We start from the raw sequence: 26,912 nt of genomic DNA, 5'->3' as shown, positions 1-26,912 counted from the left end.
TCGCCCCTCTAAAGAGTCCATTGCGATGACGCCTCTAGACGCCAAGCGCCCGCTGCAGCTCAACGATCAGGGCCAGCTGCGCCACTTCCTCTCGCTCGACGGTCTGCGTCGCGAGCTGCTGACGGAAATCCTCGACACCGCCGACTCCTTCCTCGAAGTCGGCGCCCGGGCCGTCAAGAAAGTCCCTTTGCTGCGCGGCAAGACCGTGTGCAACGTGTTCTTCGAAAACTCCACCCGCACCCGCACCACCTTCGAACTGGCGGCCCAGCGCCTGTCGGCGGACGTGATCACGCTCAACGTGTCCACCTCCTCGGCCAGCAAGGGTGAAACCCTGCTCGACACCCTGCGCAACCTCGAAGCCATGGCCGCCGACATGTTCGTCGTGCGCCACGGCGACTCCGGCGCCGCGCACTTCATCGCCGAGCATGTGTGCCCGCAGGTGGCAATCATCAACGGCGGCGACGGCCGCCACGCCCACCCGACCCAGGGCATGCTCGACATGCTCACCATCCGTCGGCACAAGGGCGGCTTCGAAAACCTCTCGGTGGCCATCGTCGGCGACATCCTGCACTCGCGGGTGGCACGCTCGAACATGCTGGCCCTGAAAACCCTGGGTTGCCCGGACATCCGCGTGATCGCGCCCAAGACCCTGCTGCCGATCGGCATCGAGCAATACGGGGTGAAGGTCTACACCGACATGGCCGAAGGCCTGAAGGACGTCGACGTGGTGATCATGCTGCGCCTGCAACGTGAGCGCATGCAGGGCGGCCTGCTGCCGAGCGAGGGCGAGTTCTACCGCCTGTTCGGCCTGACCACCGCGCGCCTGGCCGGCGCCAAGCCGGACGCCATCGTCATGCACCCGGGCCCGATCAACCGCGGCGTGGAGATCGAATCGGCGGTGGCCGACGGTCCGCATTCGGTGATCCTCAATCAGGTGACCTACGGCATCGCGGTACGCATGGCCGTACTGTCCATGGCCATGAGCGGGCAGACCGCCCAGCGACAATTCGAGCAGGAGAACGCCCAGTGAAGCTCAGCATTCTCGGCGCCCGTGTCATCGATCCAAGCAGCGGCCTGGATCAAGTCAGCGATATCCATCTGGAAGCCGGCAAGATCGTCGCCATCGGCGCCGCTCCCGCCGGTTTCAACGCGGCTGAAAGCCTCGACGCCAAAGGCCTGGTGGCCGCGCCCGGGCTGGTGGACCTGAACGTCTCCCTGCGCGAGCCGGGCTACAGCCGCAAAGGCACCATCGCCAGCGAAACCCGCGCCGCCGCGGCCGGTGGCGTCACCAGCCTGTGCTGCCCGCCGCGCACCAAGCCGGTGCTGGACACCTCGGCAGTGGCCGAGCTGATCCTCGATCGCGCCCGCGAAGCCGGCAATACCAAGGTGTTCCCAATCGGTGCCCTGAGCAAAGGCCTGGACGGCGAACAGCTGGCCGAGCTGATCGCCCTGCGCGACGCCGGCTGCGTGGCCTTCGGCAACGGCCTGGAGGGCTTTCGCAGCACCCGCACCCTGTGCCGGGCGCTGGAATACGCGGCGACCTTCGACCTGACGGTGATTTTCCACTCCCAGGACCGCGACCTGGCCGAAGGCGGCCTGGCCCACGAAGGCGCCACCGCCAGCTTCCTCGGCCTGCCGGGCATTCCGGAAACCGCGGAAACCGTGGCCCTGGCCCGTGACCTGCTGCTGGTGGAGCAAAGCGGCGTGCGCGCCCACTTCAGCCAGCTGACCAGCGCCCGGGGCGTGGCCCTGATCGCCCAGGCCCAGGCCCGTGGCCTGCCGGTGACCGCCGACGTGGCGCTGTACCAGCTGATCCTCACCGACGACGCGCTGATCGACTTCTCCAGCCTCTATCACGTCCAGCCGCCGCTGCGCTCGCGCGCTGACCGCGAAGGCCTGCGCGAGGCCGTGAAGTCCGGGGTGGTCCAGGCCATCTCCAGCCATCACCAGCCCCACGAACGCGACGCCAAGCTGGCGCCTTTCGGCGCCACCGAGCCGGGCATCAGCAGCGTCGAGCTGCTGCTGCCGCTGGCCATGACCCTGGTGGAAGACGGTCTGCTCGACTTGCCGACCCTGCTGGCCCGCCTGAGCAGCGGCCCGGCCGACGCCCTGCGCCTGCCGGCCGGCAAGCTGGCGGTAGGCGCTCCGGCGGACCTGGTGTTGTTCGACCCGAGCACGTCCACCGTGGCCGGCGAACACTGGTTGTCGAAAGGCGAGAACTGCCCGTTCCTCGGCCATAGCCTGCCAGGCGTGGTGCGTTACACCCTGGTGGATGGACGGATCAGCCACAAGGGCTGACGGCCATGATCGCGAGCAAGCTCGCTCCTGCAGGTACGGCGCAGACCCCATGGGCGCCGCACTTCTTCTGTAGGAGCGAGCTTGCTCGCGATGGCGCTCCTGCATTCAACGCCGCTGCGCGTTACGCAACGACACCTGGTCGTTCAGCGTCCAGAAGTCATACAAGACCCCCAGAAAGAACACCCCGCCAGTCAGCAGGTACAGCAGGCCGCTGATCCATTTGCCCTGATACATGCGGTGCACGCCGAAGATCCCGAGAAAGGTCAGGAGGATCCAGGCGACGCTGTATTCGATGGGTCCCGGGGTAAAACGCAGGTCGGCCTCGCGGTCCATGGTCGGGATCAGGAACAGGTCGATCAGCCAGCCGATGCCCAGCAAGCCCAGGGTGAAAAACCAGAGGGTTCCGGTAACCGGCTTGCCGTAATAGAAGCGGTGAGAGCCGGTAAAACCGAAAATCCACAACAGGTAACCGATCACCTTGCTGTGGGTGTCATGGGTCGAACCGTCCGGGCGATAGGTGTTCATTGAGTACCTCGTTCCACGCAATAGATAAATTTTCTTTAATTCTTTGTGACTTTTTTACAGGCAGCCGACGTGTGGCAAATGTTAAGGTCGCTGCCGTGAAACCCTTGTACTGCCTGACTTCTGTCGGACAATTGCGTCAATTTGCCGCCTCTTCAGCGAATTTGACCTCCAGGTTGAATCGACCAACGGCCTGAGAAGTGACAAAAAAGCTGTTATAAAGTTGCGCGCTAACCCATATGAGCCTTGCCTAATGCGTCCATTTTTCAAGACATGGCTAACCATTTGCCTATTGATGCCACTGGCTGCCCACGCCACCAATCGTGAGCAACGTCTTCCCAACGTGAACGGCTTCACTCCAAAAGCCCACGTTACCCAAGTCAGCAAGAACAGCTCCAAGAACAAGCTGTCGGTCAAACGCCCGACTCATCTGAGCAGCGTCAGCAGCAAGCCGGTACCGCAGATGGCGGCCAAGCAGAGCAGCACCGTGCTCAGCCGTGCCGTCAACGTACTGGGTACCCCTTACCGTTGGGGCGGCAGCAGCCCAAGTAAAGGCTTCGACTGCAGCGGCCTGGTGAAATACGCCTTCAACGACGTCGCCGCCGTCGATCTGCCGCGCACCTCGAACGCCATGGCCAGCGGTCACGGGCAGAAAGTCGAGCGCAAGGACCTCAAGCCTGGCGACCTGCTGTTCTTCAACCTCAAGAGCCGCCGGGTCAACCACGTCGCCATCTACCTGGGCAACGATCGCTTCATCCACGCGCCGCGCCGCGGCAAGTCGGTGACCATCGATACCCTGAAGAAGCCGTACTGGGACAAGAACTACGTAGTGGCCAAGCGGGTCCTGCCAAAAGAGCAGAACACCCTGCGCATCGTTCAGCGCTGATCGCCCTCCCTGATCGCGAGCCATCGAGCCACCATGCTCGATGGCTCGCGATTGCATTTGCCGCTCCGATACCTCTTCAAATACTGTCCGGCGCCCTCGCCTTTTCCCGGGCGTGCTCCCGGCTGACCCGCCCCGCATCCACCAGCGCCTTCAGGCTCATGTCCAGGGTCTGCATCCCCAGCGCCCCGCCGGTCTGGATCGCCGAGTACATCTGCGCCACCTTGTCCTCGCGGATCAGGTTACGGATCGCCGCGCTGCCCAGCATGATCTCGTGAGCCGCTACCCGGCCTCCGCCAATACGCTTCACCAGCGTCTGGGAAATCACCGCCTGCAGCGATTCCGAGAGCATGGAGCGGACCATCGCCTTCTCCTCGGCCGGGAACACGTCCACCACCCGGTCCACGGTTTTCGCCGCCGACGTGGTGTGCAGGGTGCCGAACACCAGATGCCCGGTCTCCGCGGCGGTCAGCGCCAGGCGGATGGTTTCCAGGTCGCGCATTTCCCCTACCAGAATCACATCCGGGTCTTCGCGCAGGGCCGAGCGCAGGGCCGTGGAGAAGCTGCGGGTGTCGCGATGCACCTCGCGCTGGTTGATCAGGCACTTCTTCGATTCGTGGATGAACTCGATGGGATCCTCGATGGTGAGGATGTGCTGGTGCCGGCTCTGGTTCAGGTGATCGATCATCGCCGCCAGGGTGGTCGACTTGCCCGAGCCGGTCGGCCCGGTCACCAGCACCAGGCCGCGGGGCACTTCGCTGATCCGCCGAAACACCTCGCCCATGCCCAGCTCGTCCATGCCCGGCACCTTGGCCGCAATGCTGCGAAAGACCGCGCCGGCGCCGCGCTGATGGTTGAAGGCATTGACCCGAAAGCGCGCCAGGCCCGGCACCGCGAAGGAAAAGTCGATCTCCAGCGCGGCCTTGAACTCGGCCCGTTGCGGATCAGTCATGCTGGCCAGGATCAGCTCGTGCACCTGTTGCGCCTCCAGCACCGGCAGGTTGATCCGGCGAATATCGCCGTCGATGCGAATCATCGGCGGCAAACCGGCCGAGAGGTGCAGGTCCGAAGCGCCCTGTTTGACGCTGAAGGCCAGCAACTCAGTGATATCCATAGCGTTCCCCAATTCCAGTAGAATGCCGCGAACCCAAGACCCGCTGGCGTACATCGAATGTCCACGATAGCAGACAACATCGCCCTGGTTAGCGCACGGATCCGTGCCGCGGCGCAGGCCTCGCAACGTGACGAAAGCAGCATCCATCTGCTGGCCGTGAGCAAGACCAAGCCCGCCGCGGCGCTGCGTGAAGCCTACGCGGCCGGCCTGCGCGACTTCGGCGAGAACTACCTGCAAGAAGCCCTGGGCAAACAGGCGGAACTTGGCGACCTGCCCTTGAGTTGGCACTTCATCGGCCCCATTCAGTCGAACAAGACGCGAGCTATCGCCGAGAACTTCGCCTGGGTGCATTCCGTGGATCGCTTGAAAATCGCTCAACGCCTGTCCGAGCAACGCCCGGCCGACTTGCCGCCGCTGAACATCTGCATTCAGGTCAATGTCAGTGGCGAGGCCAGCAAATCTGGCTGCACACCGGCCGACCTGCCGGCCCTGGCCAGCGCCATCAGCGCCTTGCCGCGCCTGAAACTGCGCGGGCTGATGGCGATTCCCGAGCCGACTGAAGATCGTGCCGCCCAGGATGCCGCCTTCGCGGCCGTGCGCAGCCTGAACGACAACCTGCGCGACAGCCTGGACCTGCCAACCGACACACTTTCCATGGGCATGAGCCACGACCTCGAAGCGGCCATTGCCCAAGGCGCCACCTGGGTACGTATCGGTACCGCTTTGTTTGGCGCACGCGATTATGGCCAGCCATGACTGTGGCGGCCTCACCTCTGAATAAGGACCTGTCATGAGCAAGACTCGTATCGCCTTTATCGGCGCCGGCAACATGGCTGCCAGCTTGATCGGCGGCCTGCGCGCCAAGGGCCTGGACGCCAGCCAGATCCGCGCCAGCGACCCGGGCGCCGAAACCCGCGCCAAGGTCCAGGCCGAGCACGGCATTGAACTGTTCGCCGACAACGCCGAGGCCATCGCCGGCGTCGACGTGGTGGTGCTGGCGGTCAAGCCACAGGCCATGAAGGCCGTGTGCGAAGCCCTGCGCCCCAGCCTGAAACCGCACCAGTTGATCGTGTCCATCGCCGCCGGCATCACCTGCGCCAGCATGAACAAATGGCTCGGCGAGCAGCCGATCGTGCGCTGCATGCCCAATACCCCGGCCCTGCTGCGCCAGGGCGCCAGCGGCCTGTACGCCACCGCCGCGGTGAGCGCGGCGCAACGCCAGCAGGCCGAAGAACTGCTGTCGGCCGTGGGCATCGTCCTGTGGCTGGAACAAGAGCAGCAACTGGACGCGGTGACCGCCGTGTCCGGCAGCGGCCCGGCGTATTTCTTCCTGCTGATCGAAGCCATGACCGCCGCCGGCGAGAAACTCGGCCTGCCACGGGAAACCGCCCGCCAACTGACCCTCCAGACCGCGCTGGGCGCGGCGCACATGGCGGTGTCCAGCGACGTGGACGCGGCCGAACTGCGCCGCCGCGTGACCTCGCCGGCCGGGACCACGGAAGCCGCGATCAAGTCGTTCCAGGCCAGTGGCTTCGAAGCCCTGGTGGAAAAAGCATTGGGTGCCGCCGCGCACCGCTCGGCCGAGATGGCCGAACAACTGGGCCAATAAGGAGCCAATGATGATTGGATTGAACACTGCGGCGGTGTACGTGCTGCAAACCCTGGGCAGCCTGTACCTGCTGATCGTGCTGCTGCGCTTCGTGCTGCAACTGGTACGCGCCGACTTCTACAACCCGCTGTGCCAGTTCGCCGTGCGCGCCACCCAGCCGCTGCTCAAGCCGATGCGCCGGGTCATCCCGAGCCTGTTCGGCCTGGACATGTCGTCGCTGATCCTGGCGATCCTCGTGCAACTGCTGCTGATGGCCCTGACCCTGCTGTTGACCTACGGCACCACCGGCAACCCGCTGCAACTGCTGATCTGGTCGATCATTGGCGTGACCGCGCTGTTCATGAAGATTTTCTTCTTCGCCCTGATCATCAGCGTGATCCTCTCCTGGGTCGCCCCGGGCAGCCATAACCCGGGCGCCGAACTGGTCAACCAGATCTGCGAGCCGGCCCTGGCGCCGTTCCGCCGCATCCTGCCGAGCATGGGCGGCCTGGATATCTCGCCGATCCTGGCGTTCATGGTGCTCAAGCTGATCGACATGCTGGTGATCAACAACCTGGCGGCCATGACCATGATGCCGGAAATCCTGCGTCTGCTGATCTGACCCGGCCTCTGCGATGAGTTACTTTCGCTGGGACGGCGACGACCTGATCCTGGAGTGCCACTTGCAACCTGCGGCCCGTAGCGATGACTTCGCCGGGCTGCATGGCGAGCGCCTGAAGATCCGCCTCACCGCACCGCCGGTGGAGGGCAAGGCCAACGCTTATTTGATGGCGTTCCTGGCCAAGGCGTTCGGCGTGTCCAAGAGCCAGGTCAGCCTGATCAGCGGCGAGCTGAACCGGCAGAAACGGGTGCGGATCAACGCGCCGAAAAAACTCCCGGATCTGCCCGGACTGCAGCGTCCGTCCTGATCACTCTCTGTAGCCGCTGCCGTAGGCTGCGATAAGGGCCGAAGGCCCTTCGAGGCCCTCAAGAGCACGTCTCCTGCGGAGCCGATCGCAGCCTGCGGCAGCGGCTACAAGGTTCGTCACAAGTCGCGGGAGAATCAGCCCCGGCCTTTGCTTGCCGCTGGGGGCAGCGGTCTTTAGACTTACGCCTCATTTAAACGAGAGCAGGGTCGATGCCAACTGCCTTTCCCGCCGATTCCGTTGGTCTGGTGACGCCGCAAGTGGCGCATTTCAGCGAGCCCCTGGCCCTGGCCTGCGGCCGCTCCCTGCCAGCCTATGATCTGATCTACGAGACCTACGGCCAGCTGAACGCCACGGCGAGCAATGCCGTGCTGATCTGCCACGCCCTGTCCGGCCATCACCACGCCGCCGGCTACCACAGCCCCGACGACCGCAAGCCGGGCTGGTGGGACAGCTGCATCGGCCCGGGCAAGCCGATCGACACCAACAAGTTCTTCGTCGTCAGCCTGAACAACCTCGGCGGCTGCAACGGCTCCACCGGCCCGAGCAGCATCAACCCGGACACCGGCAAGCCGTTCGGCGCCGATTTCCCGGTGCTGACCGTGGAAGACTGGGTGCACAGCCAGGCGCGCCTGGCCGACCGCATTGGCATCCACCAGTGGGCCGCCGTGATCGGCGGCAGCCTGGGCGGCATGCAGGCCCTGCAATGGACCATCACCTACCCGGACCGGGTGCGCCATTGCCTGGCCATCGCTTCGGCGCCCAAGCTGTCGGCACAGAACATCGCCTTCAACGAAGTGGCGCGCCAGGCCATCCTCACCGACCCCGAATTCCACGGCGGTTCGTTCCAGGAACAGGGCGTGATCCCCAAGCGCGGGCTGATGCTGGCGCGGATGGTCGGGCACATCACCTACCTGTCCGACGACTCCATGGGCGAGAAATTCGGCCGTGGCCTGAAGAGCGAAAAGCTCAACTACGATTTCCATAGCGTCGAGTTCCAGGTCGAAAGTTACCTGCGTTATCAGGGCGAGGAGTTCTCCGGGCGGTTCGACGCCAACACCTACCTGCTGATGACCAAGGCGCTGGATTACTTCGATCCAGCGGCGAACTTCGACGATAACCTGGCGAAAACCTTCGAAGGCGCCAAGGCCAAGTTCTGCGTGATGTCCTTCACCACCGACTGGCGCTTCTCTCCGGCCCGCTCGCGGGAGCTGGTGGATGCCCTGATGGCCGCGCGCAAGGACGTCAGCTACCTGGAAATCGATGCCCCACAGGGCCACGACGCCTTCCTGATTCCGATCCCGCGTTACCTGCAGGCGTTCGGCAACTACATGAACCGTATAACGCTGTGAGGACGCCATGAGAGCTGATCTGGAAATCATCCAGGAATGGATCCCCGCCGGCAGCCGCGTGCTCGACCTCGGTTGCGGCAATGGCGAACTGCTGAGCTGGCTGCGCGATCACAAGCAAGTCACCGGCTACGGCCTGGAAAACGACCCGGACAACATCGCCGAGTGCGTGGCCAAGGGCATCAACGTCATCGAGCAGGACCTGGACAAGGGCCTGGGCAACTTCGCCAGCAACAGCTTCGATATCGTGGTCATGACCCAGGCCCTGCAGGCCGTGCACTACCCGGATCGGATCCTCGACGAAATGCTGCGGGTCGGCCGCCAGTGCATCATCACCTTCCCCAACTTCGGCCACTGGCGCTGCCGCTGGTACCTGGCCAGCAAGGGGCGGATGCCGGTCTCCGAATTCCTGCCGTACACCTGGTACAACACGCCGAACATCCACTTCTGCACGTTCGAGGACTTTGAAGAGCTTTGCCGCGAACGTGAAGCCAAGGTCATCGATCGCCTTGCGGTGGATCAACAGCACCGGCACGGGTGGGCCAGTAAGCTATGGCCTAATCTGTTAGGTGAGATCGGCATCTACCGCGTCAGCAGCCCCGGCCTGCAGGACCACCAGATCGCGGTATAAACCAGGTTCAAAGCAAGGAGAACGATCATGGGTCGCTTGGTTACTTTTCTATTGGCAGCGTGCCTGAGCGCGTCGGCGATGGCCGCCGACACCATCAAGGGCGAGCGCCAGGAAGTGTTCGGTGACGTGACCGTGCACTACAACACCTTCAACTCCACCTTCCTGCAACCGGATATCGCCAAGGCCGCGGAGCTGGTGCGCAGCAAGAACCAGGGCGTGATCAACGTTTCCGTGCTCAAGGCCGGCAAACCGTTGGTCGCCCAGGTCACCGGGACCGTCAAGGACCTGACCAGCCAGTCGGTGCCGCTGAAATTCAAGCAGGTCACCGAACAGGGCGCGATCTACTACATCGCCCAGTACCCGGTGGAACAGCAGGAAACCCGCACCTTCGAAATCAAGGTGCAGACCGGTGACGCGATCAACACCATCAACTTCAACCAAGAGCTTTTCCCCGGCGAATGATGACTTTTACCCAACTCGTACTGGCCAGCCATAACGCCGGCAAACTCAAGGAACTCCAGGCCATGCTCGGCGACTCGGTGCACCTGCGCTCGATCGGCGAGTTCAGCAGCGTCGAACCGGAAGAAACCGGCCTGTCGTTCGTCGAGAACGCCATCCTCAAGGCCCGCAACGCTTCGCGCATTTCCGGCCTGCCGGCGCTGGCGGACGATTCCGGCCTGGCGGTGGATTTCCTCGGCGGCGCGCCGGGCATCTATTCGGCGCGCTACGCCGACGGCCAGGGCGACGCGGCGAACAACGCCAAGCTGCTGGACGCCCTGAAGGACGTTCCCGAGGCCGAGCGCGGCGCGCAGTTCGTCTGTGTGCTGGCGCTGGTGCGACATGCCGAGGATCCACTGCCGATCCTCTGCGAAGGCCTGTGGCACGGGCGCATCCTCACGGCCGCCAGCGGCGAACACGGTTTCGGCTACGACCCGCTGTTCTGGGTGCCGGAGCGCAACTGCTCCAGCGCCGAGCTGGACCCGATCCAAAAGAACCAACTCAGCCATCGCGCCCGCGCCATGGCCATTCTGCGGCAACGCTTGAGCCTGCAATGACCATTGATTCGTCCGCGCCACCGCTGATTCTCGGCGGTGCGCAAACGCCCCGGGCGGCCCTGCCCCAGCTGCCGCCCCTGGCGCTGTACATCCACATCCCGTGGTGTGTACGCAAATGCCCTTACTGCGACTTCAACTCCCACGCCGCCAGCCCGGTGCTGCCGGAAAAAGAGTACGTCGACGCCCTGCTGGCCGACCTCGACCAGGACCTGCCCGCCGTCTACGGCCGCGAGCTGAGTTCGATCTTCTTCGGCGGCGGCACGCCGAGCCTGTTCAGCGCCCAGGCCCTGGGCCGGTTGCTCAAAGGCGTGGAGCAACGCATCCCGTTCGCCCGCGACATCGAGATCACCCTGGAAGCCAACCCCGGGACCTTCGAACAGGAGAAGTTCACCGCCTATCGCGCCCTGGGCATCAATCGCCTGTCAATCGGCATCCAGAGTTTCCAGGAAGACAAGCTCAAGGCCCTGGGCCGCATCCACAATGGCGACGAAGCCGTGCGCGCCGCCGGCATGGCGCGCCAGGCCGGGTTCGACAACTTCAACCTGGACCTGATGCACGGCCTGCCCGACCAGTCCCTGGACGACGCCCTGGGCGACCTGCGCCAGGCCATCGCCATGAAGCCGACCCACCTGTCCTGGTACCAGCTGACCCTGGAACCCAATACGGTGTTCTGGAACCAGCCGCCGACGCTGCCGGAAGACGACACCCTGTGGGACATCCAGGAAGCCGGCCAGGCGCTTTTGGCCGAGCACGGCTATGCCCAGTACGAAGTCTCGGCCTATGCCCAGCCCGGTCGGGCGGCCCGGCACAACCTCAATTACTGGAGCTTCGGCGACTTCATCGGCATCGGCGCCGGCGCCCACGGCAAGCTCAGCCATCCGGACGGGCGCATCGTGCGCACCTGGAAGACCCGCCTGCCCAAGGACTACCTCAACCCGGCGAAAAACTTCAAGGCCGGCGAAAAGGACCTGAGCAACGAAGAGCTGCCGTTCGAGTTCCTGATGAACGCCCTGCGCCTGACCGAAGGCGTCGAGGCGCGGCTGTATCCGCAGCGTACCGGGCTGCCCCTGGAAAGCCTCGCCGAAGGTCGCCGCGACGCCGAACAAAGCGGCCTGTTGCAGGTCGAACCGTCACGCCTGGCCGCCACCCCGCGCGGCCAGCTGTTCCTCAATGACTTGCTGCAGAAATTTCTGAGCTGATTTCAGCCCTAAGGGAAAACGAATGGATTTGATACTCGACCTGCTCGCTACCGTGTCCCGCTGGAGTCGCAGCAACCTTTCAGAAATCTCCCTGGCCCTCGTCGGCTGCCTGTTGGTGCTGTTCGGCGCCGATATCAAGGGCTGGGTCGAAGCACGCCTGGGCGGCCTCGCTGGCGCCCTGCGCGTACCGATGATGGCGTTGCTGTGCATGATCGGCAGCGGCGCCGCGCTGATCTACGCCACGCCGTGGATCGTCCGCGGCCTGAGCCAGTTCAACAACTACAGCCTGGCGCCGGTGCTGCTGGTGGTGCTGGTGCTGATCGGTGTCGTCGCCGACCGTCGCTGACCTGTAGCCGCTGCCGCAGGCTGCGATTGGCTGCGCAGCAGCCATAAACCCAGACACCGCGTTACACCTGACGTATCGCATCGACAGGCTTGGCAGTCGCTTCGCAACCGATCGCAGCCTGCGGCAGCGGCTACATGACTTATGCACAAGGATGAATATGAGCAGGAAAGCCGCCGAAGAAGTCAGCAAGTTCCTCAGCTACGTGCTGCGTCACGAGCCGCAGGCGATTGGCCTGCGGCTGGACAGCGAAGGCTGGGCCGAAGTCGAGGCCTTGATCGGCGGTGCAGCCAGGGAAGGACGCCAGCTGACACCCGAACTGATCGCCGAGGTGGTCGCCAGCAACGACAAGAAACGCTTTGCCCTGTCCGAGGACGGCCAGCGTATCCGCGCCGTGCAAGGCCATTCCAGCAAGACCGTGAGCCTGCAGCTCGCTGAACAGCAGCCACCGGCCGTGCTTTACCACGGCACCGCCACGCGGTTCATGGACTCGATCAACGAGAAAGGCCTGATCCCGGGCACACGTCATCACGTGCACCTGTCACAGGACCTGGCGACCGCCGAAGCAGTGGGGCAGCGTTACGGGAAGGTGGTGGTACTCAAGATCGCCGCACAGGACATGCAGGCGCAGGGCTTCAAGTTCTATCAGGCGGAGAACGGGGTCTGGCTGACCGATCACGTTCCCGTCGATTTCCTCTCGCCCCTGTAGGAGCGAAGCTTGCTCGCGATAGCGGACTTCGCAGCGCCGCTATCTTTCAGCCTGGCAGCCGATCGCGAGCAATCGAGCATCGACCGGATGCTCCTACACAGCAGGGCTCACGCCAGCTTTTCGAACTTCAGGTCCCACACCCCATGGCCCAGGCGTTCGCCGCGGCGCTCGAACTTGGTGATCGGGCGTTCGGCCGGGCGCGGCACGCACTTGCCGTCTTCGGCCAGGTTGCGGTAACCCGGCGCGACATTCATCACTTCCAGCATGTACTCGGCATAAGGCTCCCAGTCGGTGGCCATATGCAGGATGCCGCCGACCTTCAGCTTGCTGCGCACCAGCTCGGCGAAGGACGCCTGGACGATACGCCGCTTGTGGTGACGGCTCTTGTGCCACGGATCGGGGAAAAACAGCATCAGGCGATCCAGGCTGTTATCGGCGATGCAGCGGTTGAGCACTTCGATCGCATCGCAATCGTAGACCCGCAGGTTGGTCAGGCCCTGGGTCAGCACGCCGTTGAGCAACGCGCCGACACCCGGACGGTGCACTTCCACGCCAATGAAATCCTGCTCCGGCGCAGCCGCGGCCATTTCCAGCAGCGAGTGGCCCATGCCGAAGCCGATTTCCAGGGAGCGTGGCGCCGAGCGGCCAAACACCTGATCGAAATCCACCGGTGCGTCGGCCAGTGGCAGCACATACAGCGGCGCGCCCTGCTCCAGGCCGCGCTGCTGGCCTTCGGTCATGCGCCCGGCGCGCATCACGAAACTCTTGATGCGGCGGTGTTGGCGCTCGTCGCCGGCTTCCGGCTGGATTGGCGTGTCGTTTGATTCAGTCATCAATGGCTCTTACTTGATCAGACCATCCAGCGGCGAGGAGGCGCTGGCATAGAGTTTCTTCGGCATGCGGCCGGCGAGGTACGCCAGGCGGCCTGCCACAATGGCGTGCTTCATGGCTTCGGCCATCAGCACCGGTTGTTGCGCATGGGCGATGGCCGAGTTCATCAGCACCGCTTCGCAACCCAGCTCCATGGCGATGGTGGCGTCGGAGGCAGTGCCGACACCGGCATCCACCAGCACCGGGACCTTGGCTTCTTCGAGGATGATCTGCAGGTTGTACGGGTTGCAGATCCCCAGGCCGGTACCGATCAGGCCGGCCAGCGGCATGACCGCGATGCAGCCCATTTCCGCCAGCTGGCGGGCGATGATCGGGTCATCGCTGGTGTACACCATCACGTCGAAACCTTCCTTGACCAGCACTTCGGCGGCCTTGAGGGTTTCCAGCACGTTGGGGAACAGGGTTTTCTGGTCGGCCAGCACTTCCAGCTTCACCAGATTGTGACCGTCGAGCAGCTCACGGGCCAGGCGGCAGGTGCGCACGGCCTCGACCGCGTCATAGCAGCCAGCGGTGTTCGGCAGGATGGTGTAGCGATCCGGCGGCAGGATATCCAGCAGGTTCGGTTCGCCCGGGTTCTGCCCGATATTGGTCCGGCGCACGGCGACGGTGACGATCTCGGCCCCCGAGGCTTCGATGGCCAGGCGGGTTTCTTCCATGTCACGGTACTTGCCGGTGCCTACCAGCAAACGCGACTGGTAAGTACGACCGGCCAGGACGAAAGGCTTGTCGCTGCGAACGTTGCTCATCGGAAATCCTCTGTTGGGGTGAGGTTCTTGCAGAATGCGTGGGTGGGGCCAGCCCTGGCCCGGGTGGCTAGCCGCCGCCGATGGCGTGTACCACTTCGACCTGATCGCCCTCGTTGAGGGTGGTCTCGGCGTGCTGGCTGCGCGGGACGATATCCAGGTTGAGTTCGACCGCGATCCGGCGTCCGGTCAGGTCCAGACGGGTCAGCAGGGCCGCAACGGTTTCGCCGTCGGGCAGTTCAAAGGATTCGCCGTTCAATTGAATGCGCATGCCGAATGCCGCCATCATTTTTAGGGGCCAGCATTCTAGCCCGATCAGTCTGGCCGACCCAAGCCATTCGTCTCGAAATGGACCTGCCGGTCAGCTCAACCGCCAGGCGGCAAGACCCAGGCACAACCAGCCGACCAGGAAGGCCAGGCCACCGAAGGGGGTGACGATGCCCAGCTTGCTGAAACCGGTCAGGGTCAGCAGGTAGAGGCTGCCGGAAAACAGCAGGATGCCGATGGCGAACGAAGCGCCGGCCCAGGTCATCAGGCGGCCGGGAATCTGCGTGGCCAGCAGCGCCACACCCAGCAGCGCCAGGGCATGCACCAGCTGGTAGGTGACGCCGGTATGGAAAATCGCCAGGTATTCCGCGCTCAGGCGATTTTTCAGGCCGTGGGCGGCAAATGCGCCCAGGGCAACGCCGGTGAAGCCGAAAAAGGCGGCCAGCATCAGGAAGCCACGCAGCATGAGGAACTCCAGTCAGAATCGTCGGTCGGGCCTGTATAATGGCGCGCTCAATGGGTTCGGCCAAGCCATCTCTATGCTGCGTTTATTTTTCCGTCGTTTCTCTAAAGCCCTGCTCTGGTTCGCCGTCGGCAGCGTTTTGCTGGTGCTGGTGTTCCGCGTCGTGCCGCCTCCGGGCACGGCCTTGATGGTCGAACGCAAGATCGAATCCTGGATCGACGGCGAGCCCATCGACCTGCAACGCAGCTGGAAACCCTGGGACGAAATCTCCGACGACCTGAAGGTGGCGGTGATCGCCGGCGAAGACCAGAAGTTCCCTGAGCACTGGGGGTTCGACATTGGCGCGATCCAGGCCGCCTTTGCCCACAACGAGCGCGGCGGCTCGATTCGCGGCGCCAGCACCCTGAGCCAGCAGGTGGCGAAAAACCTGTTCCTGTGGTCTGGGCGCAGTTGGCTGCGCAAAGGGCTGGAAGCCTGGTTCACCGGACTGATCGAGATCTTCTGGCCCAAACAACGGATTCTCGAGGTCTACCTCAACAGCGCCGAGTGGGACGAAGGCGTATTTGGCGCCGAGGCCGCGGCGCGGCACCACTTCGGTGTCAGCGCGGGCTCGCTGTCGCGGCAACAGGCCAGCCTGCTGGCCGCGGTCCTGCCCAACCCTCGGGTATGGAGCGCCAGCCATCCGAGCAGCTACGTGGCACAACGGGCCGGCTGGATCCGCCGACAGATGAGCCAGTTGGGTGGCGACAGCTACCTGCTGGGCCTGAACGATTCGCGCAAGGCGCTGTGGGCGCAGTGACGCCCAGGATCTGATCGCGCTACAGGCCCGCGTCTTCTTCTGTAGGATCGCGATAACGTCCCCACAGACACCACAGCGTCAACGCCACAAACAAAAACGCCCCGATCGGATCGGGGCGTTTTTTATTGCGTGGCGTCTTACGCGGCAATCGACAGTTTGAGCTTGTTCATCGCGCTCTTCTCGAGCTGACGAATACGCTCGGCCGACACGTTGTACTTCTGTGCCAGGTCGTGCAGCGTGGCTTTCTCTTCCGCCAGCCAGCGCTGGTAGAGAATGTCGCGGCTGCGGTCGTCCAACACTTCCAGCGCCTCGTGCAGGTTGCTGGTGGAGTTGTCGGTCCAGTCGGCATCTTCCAGCTGACGGGCCGGATCGTACCGGTGGTCTTCCAGGTAGTTGGCCGGCGATTGGAAGGCGCTGTCGTCATCCGCTTCGGCGGCTGGGTCGAAGGCCATGTCATGGCCGGTCAGGCGGCTTTCCATCTCGCGCACTTCGCGCGGCTCCACACCGAGGCTTTCCGCCACACGATGGACTTCTTCGTTGTTCAACCAGGCCAGGCGCTTCTTCTGGCTGCGCAGGTTGAAGAACAGCTTGCGCTGGGCCTTGGTGGTCGCGACTTTCACAATGCGCCAGTTGCGCAGGATGAACTCGTGGATTTCCGCCTTGATCCAGTGCACGGCGAACGAAACCAGACGCACACCCATTTCCGGGTTGAAGCGTTTTACAGCCTTCATCAACCCGACATTGCCTTCCTGAATCAGGTCGGCCTGGGCCAGACCGTAGCCGGAATAGCTACGGGCGATATGTACGACAAAACGCAGGTGGGCGAGCACCATCTGCCGAGCCGCCTCAAGATCCTGCTCATAGTAGAGACTCTCGGCCAGTTCACGCTCCTGCTCGGGCGTCAGCAAGGGAATGCTGTTCACCGTGTGCACATAGGCCTCCAGGTTCGCACCCGGGACCAAGGCATAAGCAGGTTGCAAAGAAGTGGTCATACGAAAAAACCTCCGACTCACATAACTCGTGCTTATTCAGCACTGCTGAAAATTGACCGGAAACCGCAAAACAAGTTCCCAAAAATTCTAAAAGGTCAATACAAGCAAAAAGACACTATTTCGGCGCCAGCTCCCGCAAGTGGCGGGCGACCGCAATCCACGCACCGATATACCCCAACAACACCGCGCCAAGCAAGAGTGATAGACCATCGGCGACCGGCACGCCAGCCAGGGCAAAATCACTGCCGTACAAACCGGCCAGCCCCACTACCGCGTCGTTCAGCCAGTCGAGGCCGAACGCCAGAACACCCCAGGACAGTATCCCCGCACCGAAGCCATACAGGGCGCCCATATAAAGGAAGGGACGCCGCACATAACTGTCCGTGCCGCCGACGAGTTTAATCACTTCTATCTCGGTGCGGCGGTTTTCAATATGAAGACGAATGGTATTGCCTATCACCAAAAGTAATGCGGAAACCAGCAACACCGTCAGGCCGAAGACAAACCGGTCGCCCAGCTTGAGGATCGCCGCCAGCCGCTCGACCCACACCAGGTCCAGTTGCGCCTGCTGCACTTTGGGCATTTCTGCCAGGCGCTGACGCAAGGCTTCCAGGGTTGCCTTGTCCACTTCGTTCGGCGTGACCAGGACCACGCCCGGCAGCGGGTTCTGCGGCAACTCCTTGAGCGCCTCGCCCAGCCCGGACTGCTGCTGGAACTCGTCCAGGGCCTTGTCCTTGCTGATGAACTCGGCATCCGCCACGCCCGGCATGGCCTTGATCTGCTCGCTCAGGCTTTCGCCCTCGGTGGCGCTGGCGTCGAGTTCCAGGTACAGGGAAATCTGCGCCGCGCGCTGCCAGGACCCGCCCAGGCGCTCGACGTTGTTGAGCAACAACGACAAGCCCATCGGCAGGCTCAGGGCCACGGCCATCACCAGGCAGGTGAAGAAGCTGCCGATCGGCTGCTTGCCCAGGCGACGCAGGCTGTCCAGCAGGCTGGCGCGGTGGCTTTCGATCCAGGCATGCAGCAGGGTGCCGAAATCCGGGCCGTCGTCTTCGTCGCGTTTTTTCTTCTGCGGCGGCTGGTCCGAGGCTTTCGGAGCCACGCGTTCGGCCACTTTGGGGCTACGGGTTGCACTCATACGCCAGCCTCCCCGTCGCCGATCAATCGGCCGCGTTGCAAGGTCAGCATGCGGTGACGCATGCGCGCGATCAGCGCCAGGTCGTGACTGGCGATCAGCACGCTGGTGCCCAGACGGTTGATATCTTCGAATACGCCCATGATTTCCGCCGCCAGACGCGGGTCGAGGTTACCTGTGGGTTCGTCCGCCAGCAGCAAGGCCGGGCGGTGCACGATGGCGCGGGCAATGCCGACACGCTGCTGCTGACCGGTGGACAGGTCGCCCGGGTAGAGATCGGTCTTGTCCGAGAGCGCCACGCGCTCCAGGGCCGAGTCCACGCGCTTGGCGATTTCAGCCTTGGACAGGCCGAGGATCTGCAGCGGCAAGGCGACGTTGTTGAAAACGGTGCGATCGAACAGCAGTTGGTGGTTCTGGAACACCACGCCGATCTGCCGCCGCAGGAATGGAATCTGCGCATTGCTGATGGTGCTCAGGTCCTGACCGGCCAACAGCAGCTTGCCGCTGGTTGGACGCTCCATGGCCAGCAGCAACCGCAGCAGCGTGGACTTGCCGGCGCCGGAGTGGCCGGTGACGAACAGAAACTCGCCGCGACGAACCCGGAAACTCAGCTCGTGCAGGCCGACATGGCCATTCGAGTAACGCTTACCGACCTGTTCGAAACGAATCATGAACGCTCCCGCTCGGCAAACAGTGCCTGGACAAAGGGTTCGGCTTCAAAGGTACGCAGGTCGTCGATGCCCTCACCGACGCCGATGTAGCGGATCGGCAGGCCGAACTGCTTGGCCAGGGCGAAGATCACCCCGCCCTTGGCGGTGCCATCGAGCTTGGTCAGGGCCAGGCCGGTCAGCTCGACCGTCTGGTTGAACTGCTTGGCCTGGTTGATGGCGTTCTGGCCGGTACCGGCGTCGAGCACCAGCAGCACTTCGTGCGGCGCGTCGGCGTCCAGCTTGCCGATCACCCGGCGAACCTTCTTCAACTCTTCCATCAGGTTGTCTTTGGTGTGCAGGCGACCGGCGGTGTCGGCGATCAACACATCGATGCCACGGGCCTTGGCGGCCTGCACGGCGTCGAAAATCACCGAAGCCGAATCGGCGCCGGTGTGCTGGGCGATGACCGGGATCTTGTTGCGCTCGCCCCAGACCTGCAGCTGTTCCACCGCCGCGGCGCGGAAGGTGTCGCCCGCAGCGAGCATGACCTTCTTGCCTTCGAGCTGCAGCTTCTTGGCCAGCTTGCCGATGGTGGTGGTCTTGCCGGCGCCGTTGACGCCCACTACCAGGATCACGAACGGCTTGGTTTGCGAAGCGATCCGCAGCGGCTGCTCGACCGGCTTGAGCATGCTCGCCAGCTCGGCCTGCAGCGACTTGTACAGCGCATCGACGTCGGTCAGCTGTTTACGCGCGACCTTCTGGGTCAGGTTCCGAATGATCACCGCAGTGGCTTCCACGCCCACGTCGGCGGTCAGCAGGCGGGTTTCGATATCTTCCAGCAGCTCGTCGTCGATGGTCTTCTTGCCCAGGAACAGGCTGGCCATCCCTTCGCCGATGCTGGCGCTAGTCTTGGACAGGCCCTGCTTGAGGCGGGCGAAGAAACCGACTTTGTTTTCCTCGGCACGGGGCGGCTCGGCGACAGCGGGCGCTTCGACCGCCGCGACTGGAGCAACTGGAGCAACTGGAGCAACTGGAGCAACTGGAGCAACTGGAGCAACTGGAGCAACTGGAGCAACGACAACCGGGGCAGGTTCCGGTTCTGGAACAGGTTCGGGTTTCACGAAAGCCGCGATCACCGGTTGTGGCACATCCTCTGCTTCAATCTGCGCCTGGGCTTCAGTTGGCTCGCTGCTGTGTGCCAACTCGGCCACCAACAGCTCGGCAGCTTGCTGCAGATCGGTCGCGGCCGGAATCGGCGGAGTAATGTGCGGCGCCTGCTCGTCTTCCACCAGCGCCACCGGCTCTTCCGCCACCGGCAGGGTCAGCCAGGGCTTGTGCTCGGCATCGGGGGTCAGCGGCAGTTCTGGCGCAGGAGCAGGTTCGGCCGCTGGTGCGGGCTGTTCAGGCTGCCGGATCGGCTCGGCGATCGGCAACGCCACAGGAGCCGCGGCCTCGGCAACCGGGGCTTGTTCTATCACGGGAGCGGGAGCCGGGGCAGGCTCGACAGGGACTTGTGGCTGTTCGACGACGGTTTCCTGCGGCTTTTTGCGCAGCCATCCGAACAGGCCTTTCTTCTCGCCAGCCGCGGCTGGGGTCTTCTTGTCGTCGTTGGAACCAAACATGGAGGACGGCTATCTCAAGGTAGCGACGCGCCATCAAGGCGCACCGGCAAATAAATATTCGATGCAGAACAGACTGCGTTTCCGCCGGCTTGTTCACGCGCAACATTTTGTCGAGGTGCCCAATGGCATCTCAAGGATCGATTTTACTAAAGGACTGAAACGGCAAAATCGGCGAAAAGTCGAAGTTTAGCTGGTAAATCCAGACTTCTTGCCGGAAACCCATGCAACCTGCTCAAGCACACTCTGATCTGCGAAGGCCTGATAGGCGTGGCCGCCAGTAAAACGGATCAGTATCCTAGCACCTCCTCGCCCGTAGGCTAAGACCAAGCGGGCAGTCCAACAGGTTTAAAAAACGAATGAATGCTCTAGCCCGCCGCGCCGCAGGCCTGCTGCTCAGTACGGTTTGTCTGCCCCTTTCAGCCTTGGCTGCCGATCCACAACCCACCCACGAATTCACCCTCGACAACGGCCTCAAGGTCGTGGTCCGCGAAGACCATCGGGCTCCGGTCGTGGTCTCCCAGGTCTGGTACAAAGTCGGCTCCAGCTACGAAACCCCGGGCCAGACCGGTTTGTCCCACGCCCTGGAACACATGATGTTCAAAGGCAGCGAAAAGGTCGGCCCCGGCGAAGCCTCGCTGATCCTGCGCGACCTGGGCGCCGAAGAGAACGCCTTCACCAGCGACGATTTCACCGCCTATTACCAGGTGCTGGCCCGTGACCGCCTGGGCGTGGCCTTCGAGCTGGAAGCCGATCGCATGGCCAGCCTGCGCCTGCCGCCCGACGAGTTCAGCCGCGAAATCGAAGTGATCAAGGAAGAGCGCCGCCTGCGCACCGACGACAAGCCGATGTCCAAGGCCTTCGAGCGCTTCAAGGCGATGGCCTACCCGGCCAGCGGCTACCACACGCCGACCATCGGCTGGATGGCCGACCTCAACCGGATGAAGGTCGAGGAACTGCGCCACTGGTATGAATCCTGGTACGTGCCGAACAACGCCACCCTGGTGGTGGTCGGCGACGTGACCCCGGACGAAGTCAAAACCCTGGCCCAACGTTATTTCGGCGCCATTCCCAAGCGCGCCGTGCCCGCGGCGAAGATTCCCCTGGAACTGGCCGAGCCCGGCGAGCGGCAGATCACCCTGCGGGTGAAGACCCAGCTGCCGAGCGTGATGCTGGCCTTCAACGTGCCGAGCATCGCCACCGCCGAAGACAAGCATTCGGTGCACGCCCTGCGCCTGATCGCCGCGCTGCTCGACGGCGGCTACAGCGCCCGCATCCCGACCCGCCTGGAGCGCGGCGAAGAGCTGGTGTCCGGCGGCTCGTCGAGCTTCGACGCCTACACTCGCGGCGACAGCCTGTTCCTGCTTTCGGCCATGCCCAACAGCCAGAAGAAGAAAACCATCGCCCAGGCCGAAGCCGGGCTGTGGCGCCTGCTCGAGGAGCTGAAAACCACCCCGCCGACCGCCGAAGAACTGGAACGCGTGCGCGCCCAGGTGATCGCCGGCCTGGTCTACGAACGTGACTCCATCACCAGCCAGGCCACCGCCATCGGCCAGCTGGAGACCGTCGGCCTGTCGTGGAAACTCATGGACACCGAACTCGCCGAACTGCAAAGCGTGACCCCTGAAGACATCCAGAAGGCCGCTCGTACCTATTTCACCCGCGAACGCCTGAGCGTTGCCCACGTATTGCCTGAGGAGTCCGCTCATGAGTAAGCGCAAAAGCGCCAGCCCGGTCCTGCTCGGCCTGGCACTCGTGGCCCTGATCGCCGCCGCCGGCCTTTATCTGCTGCGCGCGGCCCCATCCGACGCCAGCCAGGCGCTGGACAAGGCCAAGAGCAGCCAGAAGCTGCAATCCCTGGCCGAGCTCGACGGCAAGGCCCCGAGCCGCCGCAGCCTCGACATCAAGACCTGGAGCACTGTCGAAGGCGCCAAGGTGCTGTTCGTCGAAGCCCATGAGCTGCCGATGTTCGACATGCGCCTGACCTTCGCCGCCGGCAGCAGCCAGGATGGCGACGCGCCGGGCCTGGCGATGCTGACCAACGCCATGCTCAACGAAGGCGTGGCCGGCAAGGATGTCGGCGCGATCGCCGAAGGTTTCGAGGGCCTGGGTGCCGATTTCGGCAACGGTGCCTACAAGGACATGGCCATCGCTTCCCTGCGCAGCCTCAGCGCGCCGGACAAGCGCACGCCGGCCCTGCAGCTGTTCGCCGATGTCGTCGGCAAGCCGACCTTCCCGGCCGACTCCCTGGCGCGCATCAAGAACCAGATGCTCGCCGGCTTCGAGTACCAGAAGCAGAACCCCGGCAAGCTGGCGAGCCTGGAACTGATGAAGCGCCTGTACGGCAGCCATCCGTATGCCCATTCCAGCGATGGCACCGCGCAGAGCGTGCCGCCGATCAGCCTGGCCCAACTGCGGGCGTTCCACGCCAAGGCCTATGCCGCCGGCAACGTGGTGATCGCATTGGTGGGCGACCTGTCGCGCAGCGATGCCGAGGCGATTGCCGCGCAGATCTCCGCCGCCCTGCCCAAAGGCCCGGCGCTGGCGAAAATCCCGCAACCGAGCGAGCCACAGGCCAGCATCGGCCATATCGAATATCCCTCCAGCCAGACCAGCCTGCTGTTGGCGCAACTGGGCATCGATCGTGACGATCCGGACTACGCCGCGTTGTCCCTGGGCAACCAGATCCTTGGCGGTGGTGGTTTTGGCACGCGGCTGATGAGTGAAGTGCGCGAGAAGCGCGGCCTGACCTACGGCGTCTATTCCGGCTTCAGCCCGATGCAGGCCCGTGGCCCGTTCATGATCAACCTGCAGACCCGTGCCGAAATGAGCGAGGGTACCCTCAAACTGGTGCAGGACGTGCTCGCCGACTACCTCAAGTCCGGCCCGACCCAGAAGGAACTCGACGACGCCAAGCGCGAACTGGCCGGCAGCTTCCCGCTGTCCACCGCCAGCAACGCCGACATCGTCGGCCAACTGGGCGCCATCGGCTTCTACAACCTGCCGCTGAGCTATCTTGAAGACTTCATGCAGCAGTCCCAGAGCCTGACCGTGGAGCAGGTCCGGGACGTACTGAACAAGCACCTGAGCGCCGACAAGATAGTCATCGTCACCGCCGGCCCGACCGTGCCGCAAAAGCCGCTGCCGGCCCCTACTGACAAACCCGCCGAGCAGCCGCTCGGGGTTCCGGAGCACTAATGGCCAGCCCATCGCGTCCCAGCAAGAAACCCGTCCATAACCAGCACAACGGTGTGGGCCAACTGCGCATCATCGGCGGCGAGTGGCGCAGCCGCCGCCTGAGCTTCCCCGATGTACCGGGCCTGCGCCCGACTCCGGACCGGGTGCGCGAAACCCTGTTCAACTGGCTGGCGCCCTATGTCGCCGGGGCCAAGGTGCTCGACCTGTTCGCCGGCAGCGGCGCGCTGTTTCTCGAAGCCCTGTCCCGTGGCGCCGCCATGGGCCAGGCGCTGGATGCCAGCAACCTGGCCGTGTCGCGCCTGCGCGAACACCTGGGCACCCTGCGCTGCACCGTCGGCCAGGTGCAGACCGCCGACGCCCTGCGTTATCTGGAAACCCAGCCGGCCAGCCGTTTCGACCTGGTGTTCCTCGACCCGCCGTTCCATCAGAACCTTCTGCCGGCCGCCTGTGCCCTGCTGGAAGAACGCGACTGGCTGGCCGACGACGCCTGGGTCTATACCGAAAGTGAAACCGCGCCTTCGACCCTCGGCCTCCCGGCGAACTGGCGCCTGCACCGCGAGCAAAAATCCGGGCAGGTGTACTACGCCTTGTGGCAACGTACGGCAGAGATCGCCGGTTAAACCACTGGCCTGAAAAGGTGCGCAGCCCCGCCGGGGACGCGCACCGCTGCTACGAGAATCACCGTGCCTACTCCGTCAGATCGCTTCATTCCCGCCTTCGGCCTCGGCAACCCGCACCTGCAGACCCTGTGGGGCCCGCTATGGCGCAAGACCACTCACCTCGAGCGCCAGCGCGAACGCCTGTGGCTCGACGACGGCGACTTTCTCGATCTCGACTGGCACGGCCCGCACTCCGCCACCGCGCCCCTGGTGCTGGTGCTGCACGGCCTGACCGGCTCTTCCAACTCGCCTTACGTGGCCGGCCTGCAAAAAGCCCTGGCGAGCCAAGGCTGGGCCAGCGCGGCGCTGAACTGGCGTGGCTGCTCGGGCGAACCCAACCTGCTGCCGCGCAGTTACCACTCGGGAGCCAGCGAAGACCTGGCCGCCGCCATCGACCACCTGCGCAGCAAACGCCCGCAGGCCCCACTGTTCGCGGTGGGCTACTCACTGGGCGGCAATGTATTGCTCAAGCACCTGGGGGAAAGCGGCAGCGCCAGTCAGCTGCAAGGCGCCGTCGCAGTGTCGGTGCCGTTTCGCCTGGACCAGTGCGCCGACCGCATCGGCCAGGGGTTTTCCAAGGTCTACCAGGCGCATTTCATGCGCGAGATGCTGGCCTACATCAAGGACAAGCAGCGCCAGTTCCAGCACGACGGGCGCCATGAGGGCCTGGCCGTGCTGGAACGGCTCGGGCCGCTGGAGAAGATGCGCACCTTCTGGGACTTCGACGGCCGGGTCACCGCGCCGCTGAATGGCTTCGCCGATGCCCAGGACTATTACCGGCGCGCCTCCAGCCGGTATTTCCTCGGGGAAATCCGCACGCAAACCCTGATTATCCAGGCCGCGGACGATCCTTTCGTGTTCCCCCACAGCCTGCCGGAAGCCGGCGAGCTGTCCGACAGCACCCACCTCGAGCTGCAGGCCAAGGGCGGGCACGTCGGTTTTGTCGAGGGTTCGGTGAAGACTCCGGGTTATTACCTGGAGCGACGCATTCCCCAGTGGCTGGCCGGCCTGGGGGGAGAGTTGCGATGAACGGCGGCCAGGGCGAGTCGATCCGTTTCTGGCAAACCGCGCCCCTGGCCGGCGTGGAGTTGCTGGCCGCGCGTTACATCGAGCATCGCTTCGTGCCCCATGTGCATGACGGCTATGTGATCGGCATGATCATGGACGGCGCCCAGCGCTACCGTTATCGCGGCGCCGAGCACCTGGCGGGGCGCGGCACCCTGGTGCTGATCAACCCGGACGAGCTGCACACCGGCCACAAAGGCACCGAGGACGGCTGGCTGTACCGGGCGTTTTATCCGGACAACGCGCAGATCCTCGCCATGCTCGGCGAGCTGGAACTACCCACCGACAGCCTGCCGGCCTTCGGCGCCACGCTGTATCGCGACCCCGATCTGGTCAGCGGTTTCTGCCAGTTGCATCAACTGCTGGAAAGCCCGGCCACCGCCCTGCAACAACAGACCCTGTGGCGGGAAATGATGCTCTTGCTGCTGCGGCGTCACGCCGGGGTCAAGGCGCCGGGCAAACCCGGGCGGGAACACCGGGCGATCGTCCAGGCCAAGGAGTTGCTGCAAGCGCAGCTGGCGGCCCCGCCCTCCCTGGAGGAACTGGCCGCGGCGGTGAATCTCTCGCCCTTCCATTTCGCCCGGGTGTTCCGCCGCGCCACCGGCATGCCGCCGCACACCTGGCTGATGCAACAGCGCATCGCCCAGGCCCGGGCACTGCTGCGCGACGGCTGCCTGCCGCTGGAAGTGGCGACACAATTGGGGTTCGCCGACCAGAGCCATCTGAGCCGGCAGTTCAAGCAGGTCTACGGCGTGGGGCCGGCGGCCTATCGCAGCGCCCGCCAGTCCCTCTGAACCGACACTCCCTTGCAGGAGCGAGCTTGCTCGCGATCCACCCTTGCAGACGGCACGCCATTTCTGGCAGAGCACGCCGCCGAAAGGTTTTTTTCGCGAGCAAGCTCGCTCCTACAGGAATGCTTTTGGCTCAGTCGCCCGTGGCGACTGCGCGCTGCGGATCGGTGATCCATTCGCTCCAGGAGCCGGCATACAGCCTGCCCAGGGGATAACCGGCCAGGCACAGGGCGAACAGGTTGTGACAGGCAGTCACGCCCGAGCCGCAGTACGCCACCAGTTCGCTCGGCGAACGCTCGCCCAGCTTCGCGGCAAAGCGCTTCTTGAGCTGATCGGCCGGCAGGAAACGGCCGTCGCTATCCAGGTTGTCGGTGAAAGCCGCGCATTGCGCGCCGGGGATATGCCCGGCCACCGGGTCGATCGGCTCCACTTCGCCGCGAAAACGTGGCTGGGCGCGGGCGTCGAGCAGGGTCAGGGTCGGCTGGCCGAGGCGCTTTTGCAGTTGCTCGGCACTCAACAGCAGGGGTTGGTCGGGCTGGCCAGTGAAGTGGCCGGGGACATTGGCCGGTGGATCCAGGCTCAATGGCAGGCCCGCGGCGTGCCAGGCTTTCAGGCCGCCATCGAGAATGAACACGCCGTCGCGCTTGCCCAGCCAGGCCAGCAGCCACCAGGCGCGGGCGGCATAGGCACCGGGGCCGTCGTCGTAAAGCACGATGTCACTGTCGGCGTCGATGCCCCAGGCTTGCAGGCGCGCGATCAGCGTCGCCGGTTCGGGCAGCGGATGGCGCCCGGTCACGCCCTTGACCACCCGGCCACTGAGGTCGCGCTCCAGGTCGGCAAAATGCGCGCCGGCCAAATGCCCCCCGGCATAGCTGCGCTGGCCGTAATCCGGGTCTTCCAGGGCAAAACGACAATCGAGAATCACCAGCCCGGGCTGCTCCAGGCGAGCGGCCAATTGCTGTGGACTGATCAGTTGCGCGATGGGCATGACGGGCTCCAGTAATTGAACGATGACTTGATCCA

The 26,912-nt window shown here is 64.2% G+C and carries 31 protein-coding genes; 20 read left to right on the top strand and 11 right to left on the bottom strand.

Annotated features, from left to right (window positions below; translation table 11 throughout):
• Positions 1-25: 25 nt before the first annotated feature.
• Positions 26-1,030 (top strand): aspartate carbamoyltransferase catalytic subunit, encoded by a 1,005-nt coding sequence (locus BM019_RS19540; RefSeq protein ID WP_007929978.1) that lies wholly within the window; start codon positions 26-28, stop codon positions 1,028-1,030.
• Positions 1,027-2,298 (top strand): dihydroorotase, encoded by a 1,272-nt coding sequence (locus tag BM019_RS19535; RefSeq protein ID WP_009046020.1) that lies wholly within the window; start codon positions 1,027-1,029, stop codon positions 2,296-2,298. Before BM019_RS19540 ends, BM019_RS19535 begins: the two co-directional genes overlap by 4 nt.
• 105 nt (positions 2,299-2,403) lie before the next feature.
• Here the strand turns inward: BM019_RS19535 and BM019_RS19530 are convergent, their stop codons facing one another.
• A complete protein-coding gene (locus BM019_RS19530) occupies positions 2,404-2,823 on the bottom strand; it encodes an NINE protein (RefSeq protein WP_092419407.1) in 420 nt (139 codons plus the stop codon).
• A gap of 250 nt (positions 2,824-3,073) precedes the next feature.
• Here BM019_RS19530 and BM019_RS19525 point away from each other — a divergent pair, with 250 nt between their 5' ends.
• Positions 3,074-3,706, top strand: coding sequence for a C40 family peptidase (locus tag BM019_RS19525; protein WP_009046022.1), 633 nt, complete (start codon positions 3,074-3,076; stop codon positions 3,704-3,706).
• Positions 3,707-3,782: 76 nt separating this feature from the next.
• Here BM019_RS19525 and BM019_RS19520 read toward each other — a convergent pair whose 3' ends face one another.
• Positions 3,783-4,817: a type IV pilus twitching motility protein PilT gene (locus BM019_RS19520; RefSeq protein ID WP_092419404.1), complete on the bottom strand. Its 1,035-nt coding sequence runs from the start codon at positions 4,815-4,817 to the stop codon at positions 3,783-3,785.
• A 57-nt stretch (positions 4,818-4,874) separates the two neighbouring features.
• Between BM019_RS19520 and BM019_RS19515 the strand changes: the two genes are divergently transcribed.
• The 11 genes from BM019_RS19515 (at position 4,875) to BM019_RS19465 (ending at position 12,617) form a co-directional block, all read left to right on the top strand.
• Positions 4,875-5,573, top strand: a complete 699-nt coding sequence (locus BM019_RS19515; RefSeq protein WP_009046024.1) for a YggS family pyridoxal phosphate-dependent enzyme — start codon at positions 4,875-4,877, stop codon at positions 5,571-5,573.
• A gap of 34 nt (positions 5,574-5,607) precedes the next feature.
• Positions 5,608-6,426 carry a pyrroline-5-carboxylate reductase gene (gene proC / locus BM019_RS19510; RefSeq protein ID WP_009046025.1) on the top strand — a complete coding sequence of 273 codons (819 nt, stop codon included), beginning with the start codon at positions 5,608-5,610 and terminating at the stop codon, positions 6,424-6,426.
• A gap of 10 nt (positions 6,427-6,436) precedes the next feature.
• Positions 6,437-7,027, top strand: coding sequence for a YggT family protein (locus BM019_RS19505; RefSeq protein ID WP_009046026.1), 591 nt, complete (start codon positions 6,437-6,439; stop codon positions 7,025-7,027).
• Between the two features lie 13 nt (positions 7,028-7,040).
• The gene (locus tag BM019_RS19500; protein ID WP_009046027.1) at positions 7,041-7,334 is read left to right on the top strand and encodes a DUF167 domain-containing protein; all 294 of its coding nucleotides are present in this window, start codon (positions 7,041-7,043) and stop codon (positions 7,332-7,334) included.
• A gap of 209 nt (positions 7,335-7,543) precedes the next feature.
• The gene (locus BM019_RS19495) at positions 7,544-8,683 is read left to right on the top strand and encodes a homoserine O-succinyltransferase MetX (protein WP_009046028.1); all 1,140 of its coding nucleotides are present in this window, start codon (positions 7,544-7,546) and stop codon (positions 8,681-8,683) included.
• Between the two features lie 7 nt (positions 8,684-8,690).
• Positions 8,691-9,311, top strand: coding sequence for a methionine biosynthesis protein MetW (metW, locus tag BM019_RS19490; RefSeq protein ID WP_007921185.1), 621 nt, complete (start codon positions 8,691-8,693; stop codon positions 9,309-9,311).
• Positions 9,312-9,338: 27 nt separating this feature from the next.
• Positions 9,339-9,773, top strand: coding sequence for a DUF4426 domain-containing protein (locus BM019_RS19485; RefSeq protein WP_009046029.1), 435 nt, complete (start codon positions 9,339-9,341; stop codon positions 9,771-9,773).
• Positions 9,770-10,366, top strand: a complete 597-nt coding sequence (rdgB, locus tag BM019_RS19480) for an RdgB/HAM1 family non-canonical purine NTP pyrophosphatase (protein WP_009046030.1) — start codon at positions 9,770-9,772, stop codon at positions 10,364-10,366. Before BM019_RS19485 ends, rdgB begins: the two co-directional genes overlap by 4 nt.
• Positions 10,363-11,565, top strand: coding sequence for a radical SAM family heme chaperone HemW (gene hemW, locus BM019_RS19475; RefSeq protein ID WP_092419401.1), 1,203 nt, complete (start codon positions 10,363-10,365; stop codon positions 11,563-11,565). Before rdgB ends, hemW begins: the two co-directional genes overlap by 4 nt.
• A 22-nt stretch (positions 11,566-11,587) precedes the next feature.
• Entirely contained in the window at positions 11,588-11,911 is a 324-nt protein-coding gene (locus BM019_RS19470) for a DUF3392 domain-containing protein (protein ID WP_007921199.1), read from the top strand.
• 157 nt (positions 11,912-12,068) lie between these two features.
• Positions 12,069-12,617, top strand: a complete 549-nt coding sequence (locus BM019_RS19465) for an RNA 2'-phosphotransferase (protein WP_092419398.1) — start codon at positions 12,069-12,071, stop codon at positions 12,615-12,617.
• A 107-nt stretch (positions 12,618-12,724) separates the two neighbouring features.
• Here the strand turns inward: BM019_RS19465 and trmB are convergent, their stop codons facing one another.
• From trmB to BM019_RS19445, 4 genes are all read right to left on the bottom strand, one after another.
• Complete coding sequence (gene trmB, locus BM019_RS19460) at positions 12,725-13,450, bottom strand: tRNA (guanosine(46)-N7)-methyltransferase TrmB (protein ID WP_016704842.1); 726 nt, start codon at positions 13,448-13,450, stop codon at positions 12,725-12,727.
• Positions 13,451-13,459: 9 nt separating this feature from the next.
• On the bottom strand, positions 13,460-14,254 hold the full coding sequence (locus BM019_RS19455) for a thiazole synthase (protein WP_007921204.1): 795 nt from the start codon (positions 14,252-14,254) through the stop codon (positions 13,460-13,462).
• 67 nt (positions 14,255-14,321) lie between these two features.
• Positions 14,322-14,522 (bottom strand): sulfur carrier protein ThiS, encoded by a 201-nt coding sequence (gene thiS, locus BM019_RS19450; RefSeq protein WP_007921206.1) that lies wholly within the window; start codon positions 14,520-14,522, stop codon positions 14,322-14,324.
• A 90-nt stretch (positions 14,523-14,612) separates the two neighbouring features.
• Complete coding sequence (locus tag BM019_RS19445) at positions 14,613-14,984, bottom strand: DUF423 domain-containing protein (protein ID WP_092419395.1); 372 nt, start codon at positions 14,982-14,984, stop codon at positions 14,613-14,615.
• Between the two features lie 73 nt (positions 14,985-15,057).
• On the opposite strand from BM019_RS19445, the gene mtgA reads away from it, so the two are divergent.
• Positions 15,058-15,780, top strand: coding sequence for a monofunctional biosynthetic peptidoglycan transglycosylase (gene mtgA, locus BM019_RS19440; RefSeq protein ID WP_092419711.1), 723 nt, complete (start codon positions 15,058-15,060; stop codon positions 15,778-15,780).
• Between the two features lie 137 nt (positions 15,781-15,917).
• Here the strand turns inward: mtgA and rpoH are convergent, their stop codons facing one another.
• The 4 genes from rpoH to ftsY all read right to left on the bottom strand — a co-directional run bounded on the left by rpoH (position 15,918) and on the right by ftsY (position 20,179).
• Positions 15,918-16,772 (bottom strand): RNA polymerase sigma factor RpoH, encoded by an 855-nt coding sequence (rpoH, locus tag BM019_RS19435; protein WP_007921212.1) that lies wholly within the window; start codon positions 16,770-16,772, stop codon positions 15,918-15,920.
• 115 nt (positions 16,773-16,887) lie between these two features.
• Positions 16,888-17,910 (bottom strand): permease-like cell division protein FtsX, encoded by a 1,023-nt coding sequence (gene ftsX / locus BM019_RS19430; protein WP_009046038.1) that lies wholly within the window; start codon positions 17,908-17,910, stop codon positions 16,888-16,890.
• Positions 17,907-18,578, bottom strand: coding sequence for a cell division ATP-binding protein FtsE (gene ftsE / locus BM019_RS19425; protein ID WP_007921216.1), 672 nt, complete (start codon positions 18,576-18,578; stop codon positions 17,907-17,909). Before ftsE ends, ftsX begins: the two co-directional genes overlap by 4 nt.
• Complete coding sequence (gene ftsY, locus BM019_RS19420) at positions 18,575-20,179, bottom strand: signal recognition particle-docking protein FtsY (protein ID WP_092419393.1); 1,605 nt, start codon at positions 20,177-20,179, stop codon at positions 18,575-18,577. The genes ftsE and ftsY overlap by 4 nt, the downstream gene beginning before the upstream one ends.
• 356 nt (positions 20,180-20,535) lie before the next feature.
• On the opposite strand from ftsY, the gene BM019_RS19415 reads away from it, so the two are divergent.
• From BM019_RS19415 to BM019_RS19395, 5 genes are all read left to right on the top strand, one after another.
• Positions 20,536-21,891, top strand: a complete 1,356-nt coding sequence (locus BM019_RS19415) for a M16 family metallopeptidase (protein ID WP_007921220.1) — start codon at positions 20,536-20,538, stop codon at positions 21,889-21,891.
• Complete coding sequence (locus BM019_RS19410) at positions 21,884-23,374, top strand: M16 family metallopeptidase (protein ID WP_092419390.1); 1,491 nt, start codon at positions 21,884-21,886, stop codon at positions 23,372-23,374. Before BM019_RS19415 ends, BM019_RS19410 begins: the two co-directional genes overlap by 8 nt.
• Positions 23,374-23,994 carry a 16S rRNA (guanine(966)-N(2))-methyltransferase RsmD gene (gene rsmD / locus BM019_RS19405; RefSeq protein ID WP_009046042.1) on the top strand — a complete coding sequence of 207 codons (621 nt, stop codon included), beginning with the start codon at positions 23,374-23,376 and terminating at the stop codon, positions 23,992-23,994. The genes BM019_RS19410 and rsmD overlap by 1 nt, the downstream gene beginning before the upstream one ends.
• Positions 23,995-24,057: 63 nt before the next feature.
• On the top strand, positions 24,058-25,062 hold the full coding sequence (locus BM019_RS19400) for a hydrolase (protein ID WP_092419387.1): 1,005 nt from the start codon (positions 24,058-24,060) through the stop codon (positions 25,060-25,062).
• On the top strand, positions 25,059-25,892 hold the full coding sequence (locus BM019_RS19395) for an AraC family transcriptional regulator (protein WP_053262997.1): 834 nt from the start codon (positions 25,059-25,061) through the stop codon (positions 25,890-25,892). Before BM019_RS19400 ends, BM019_RS19395 begins: the two co-directional genes overlap by 4 nt.
• Before the next feature lie 130 nt (positions 25,893-26,022).
• Here the strand turns inward: BM019_RS19395 and BM019_RS19390 are convergent, their stop codons facing one another.
• Complete coding sequence (locus tag BM019_RS19390) at positions 26,023-26,877, bottom strand: sulfurtransferase (RefSeq protein WP_092419384.1); 855 nt, start codon at positions 26,875-26,877, stop codon at positions 26,023-26,025.
• Between the last annotated feature and the right edge of the window lie 35 nt (positions 26,878-26,912).

Origin of the sequence: Pseudomonas sp. NFPP07 (assembly GCF_900115645.1) — a bacterium.
Taxonomy (GTDB): domain Bacteria; phylum Pseudomonadota; class Gammaproteobacteria; order Pseudomonadales; family Pseudomonadaceae; genus Aquipseudomonas; species Aquipseudomonas chlororaphis.
The sequence above is the reverse complement of the archived record's forward strand: the minus strand, read 5'-3'. Positions and strand labels throughout refer to the sequence as shown.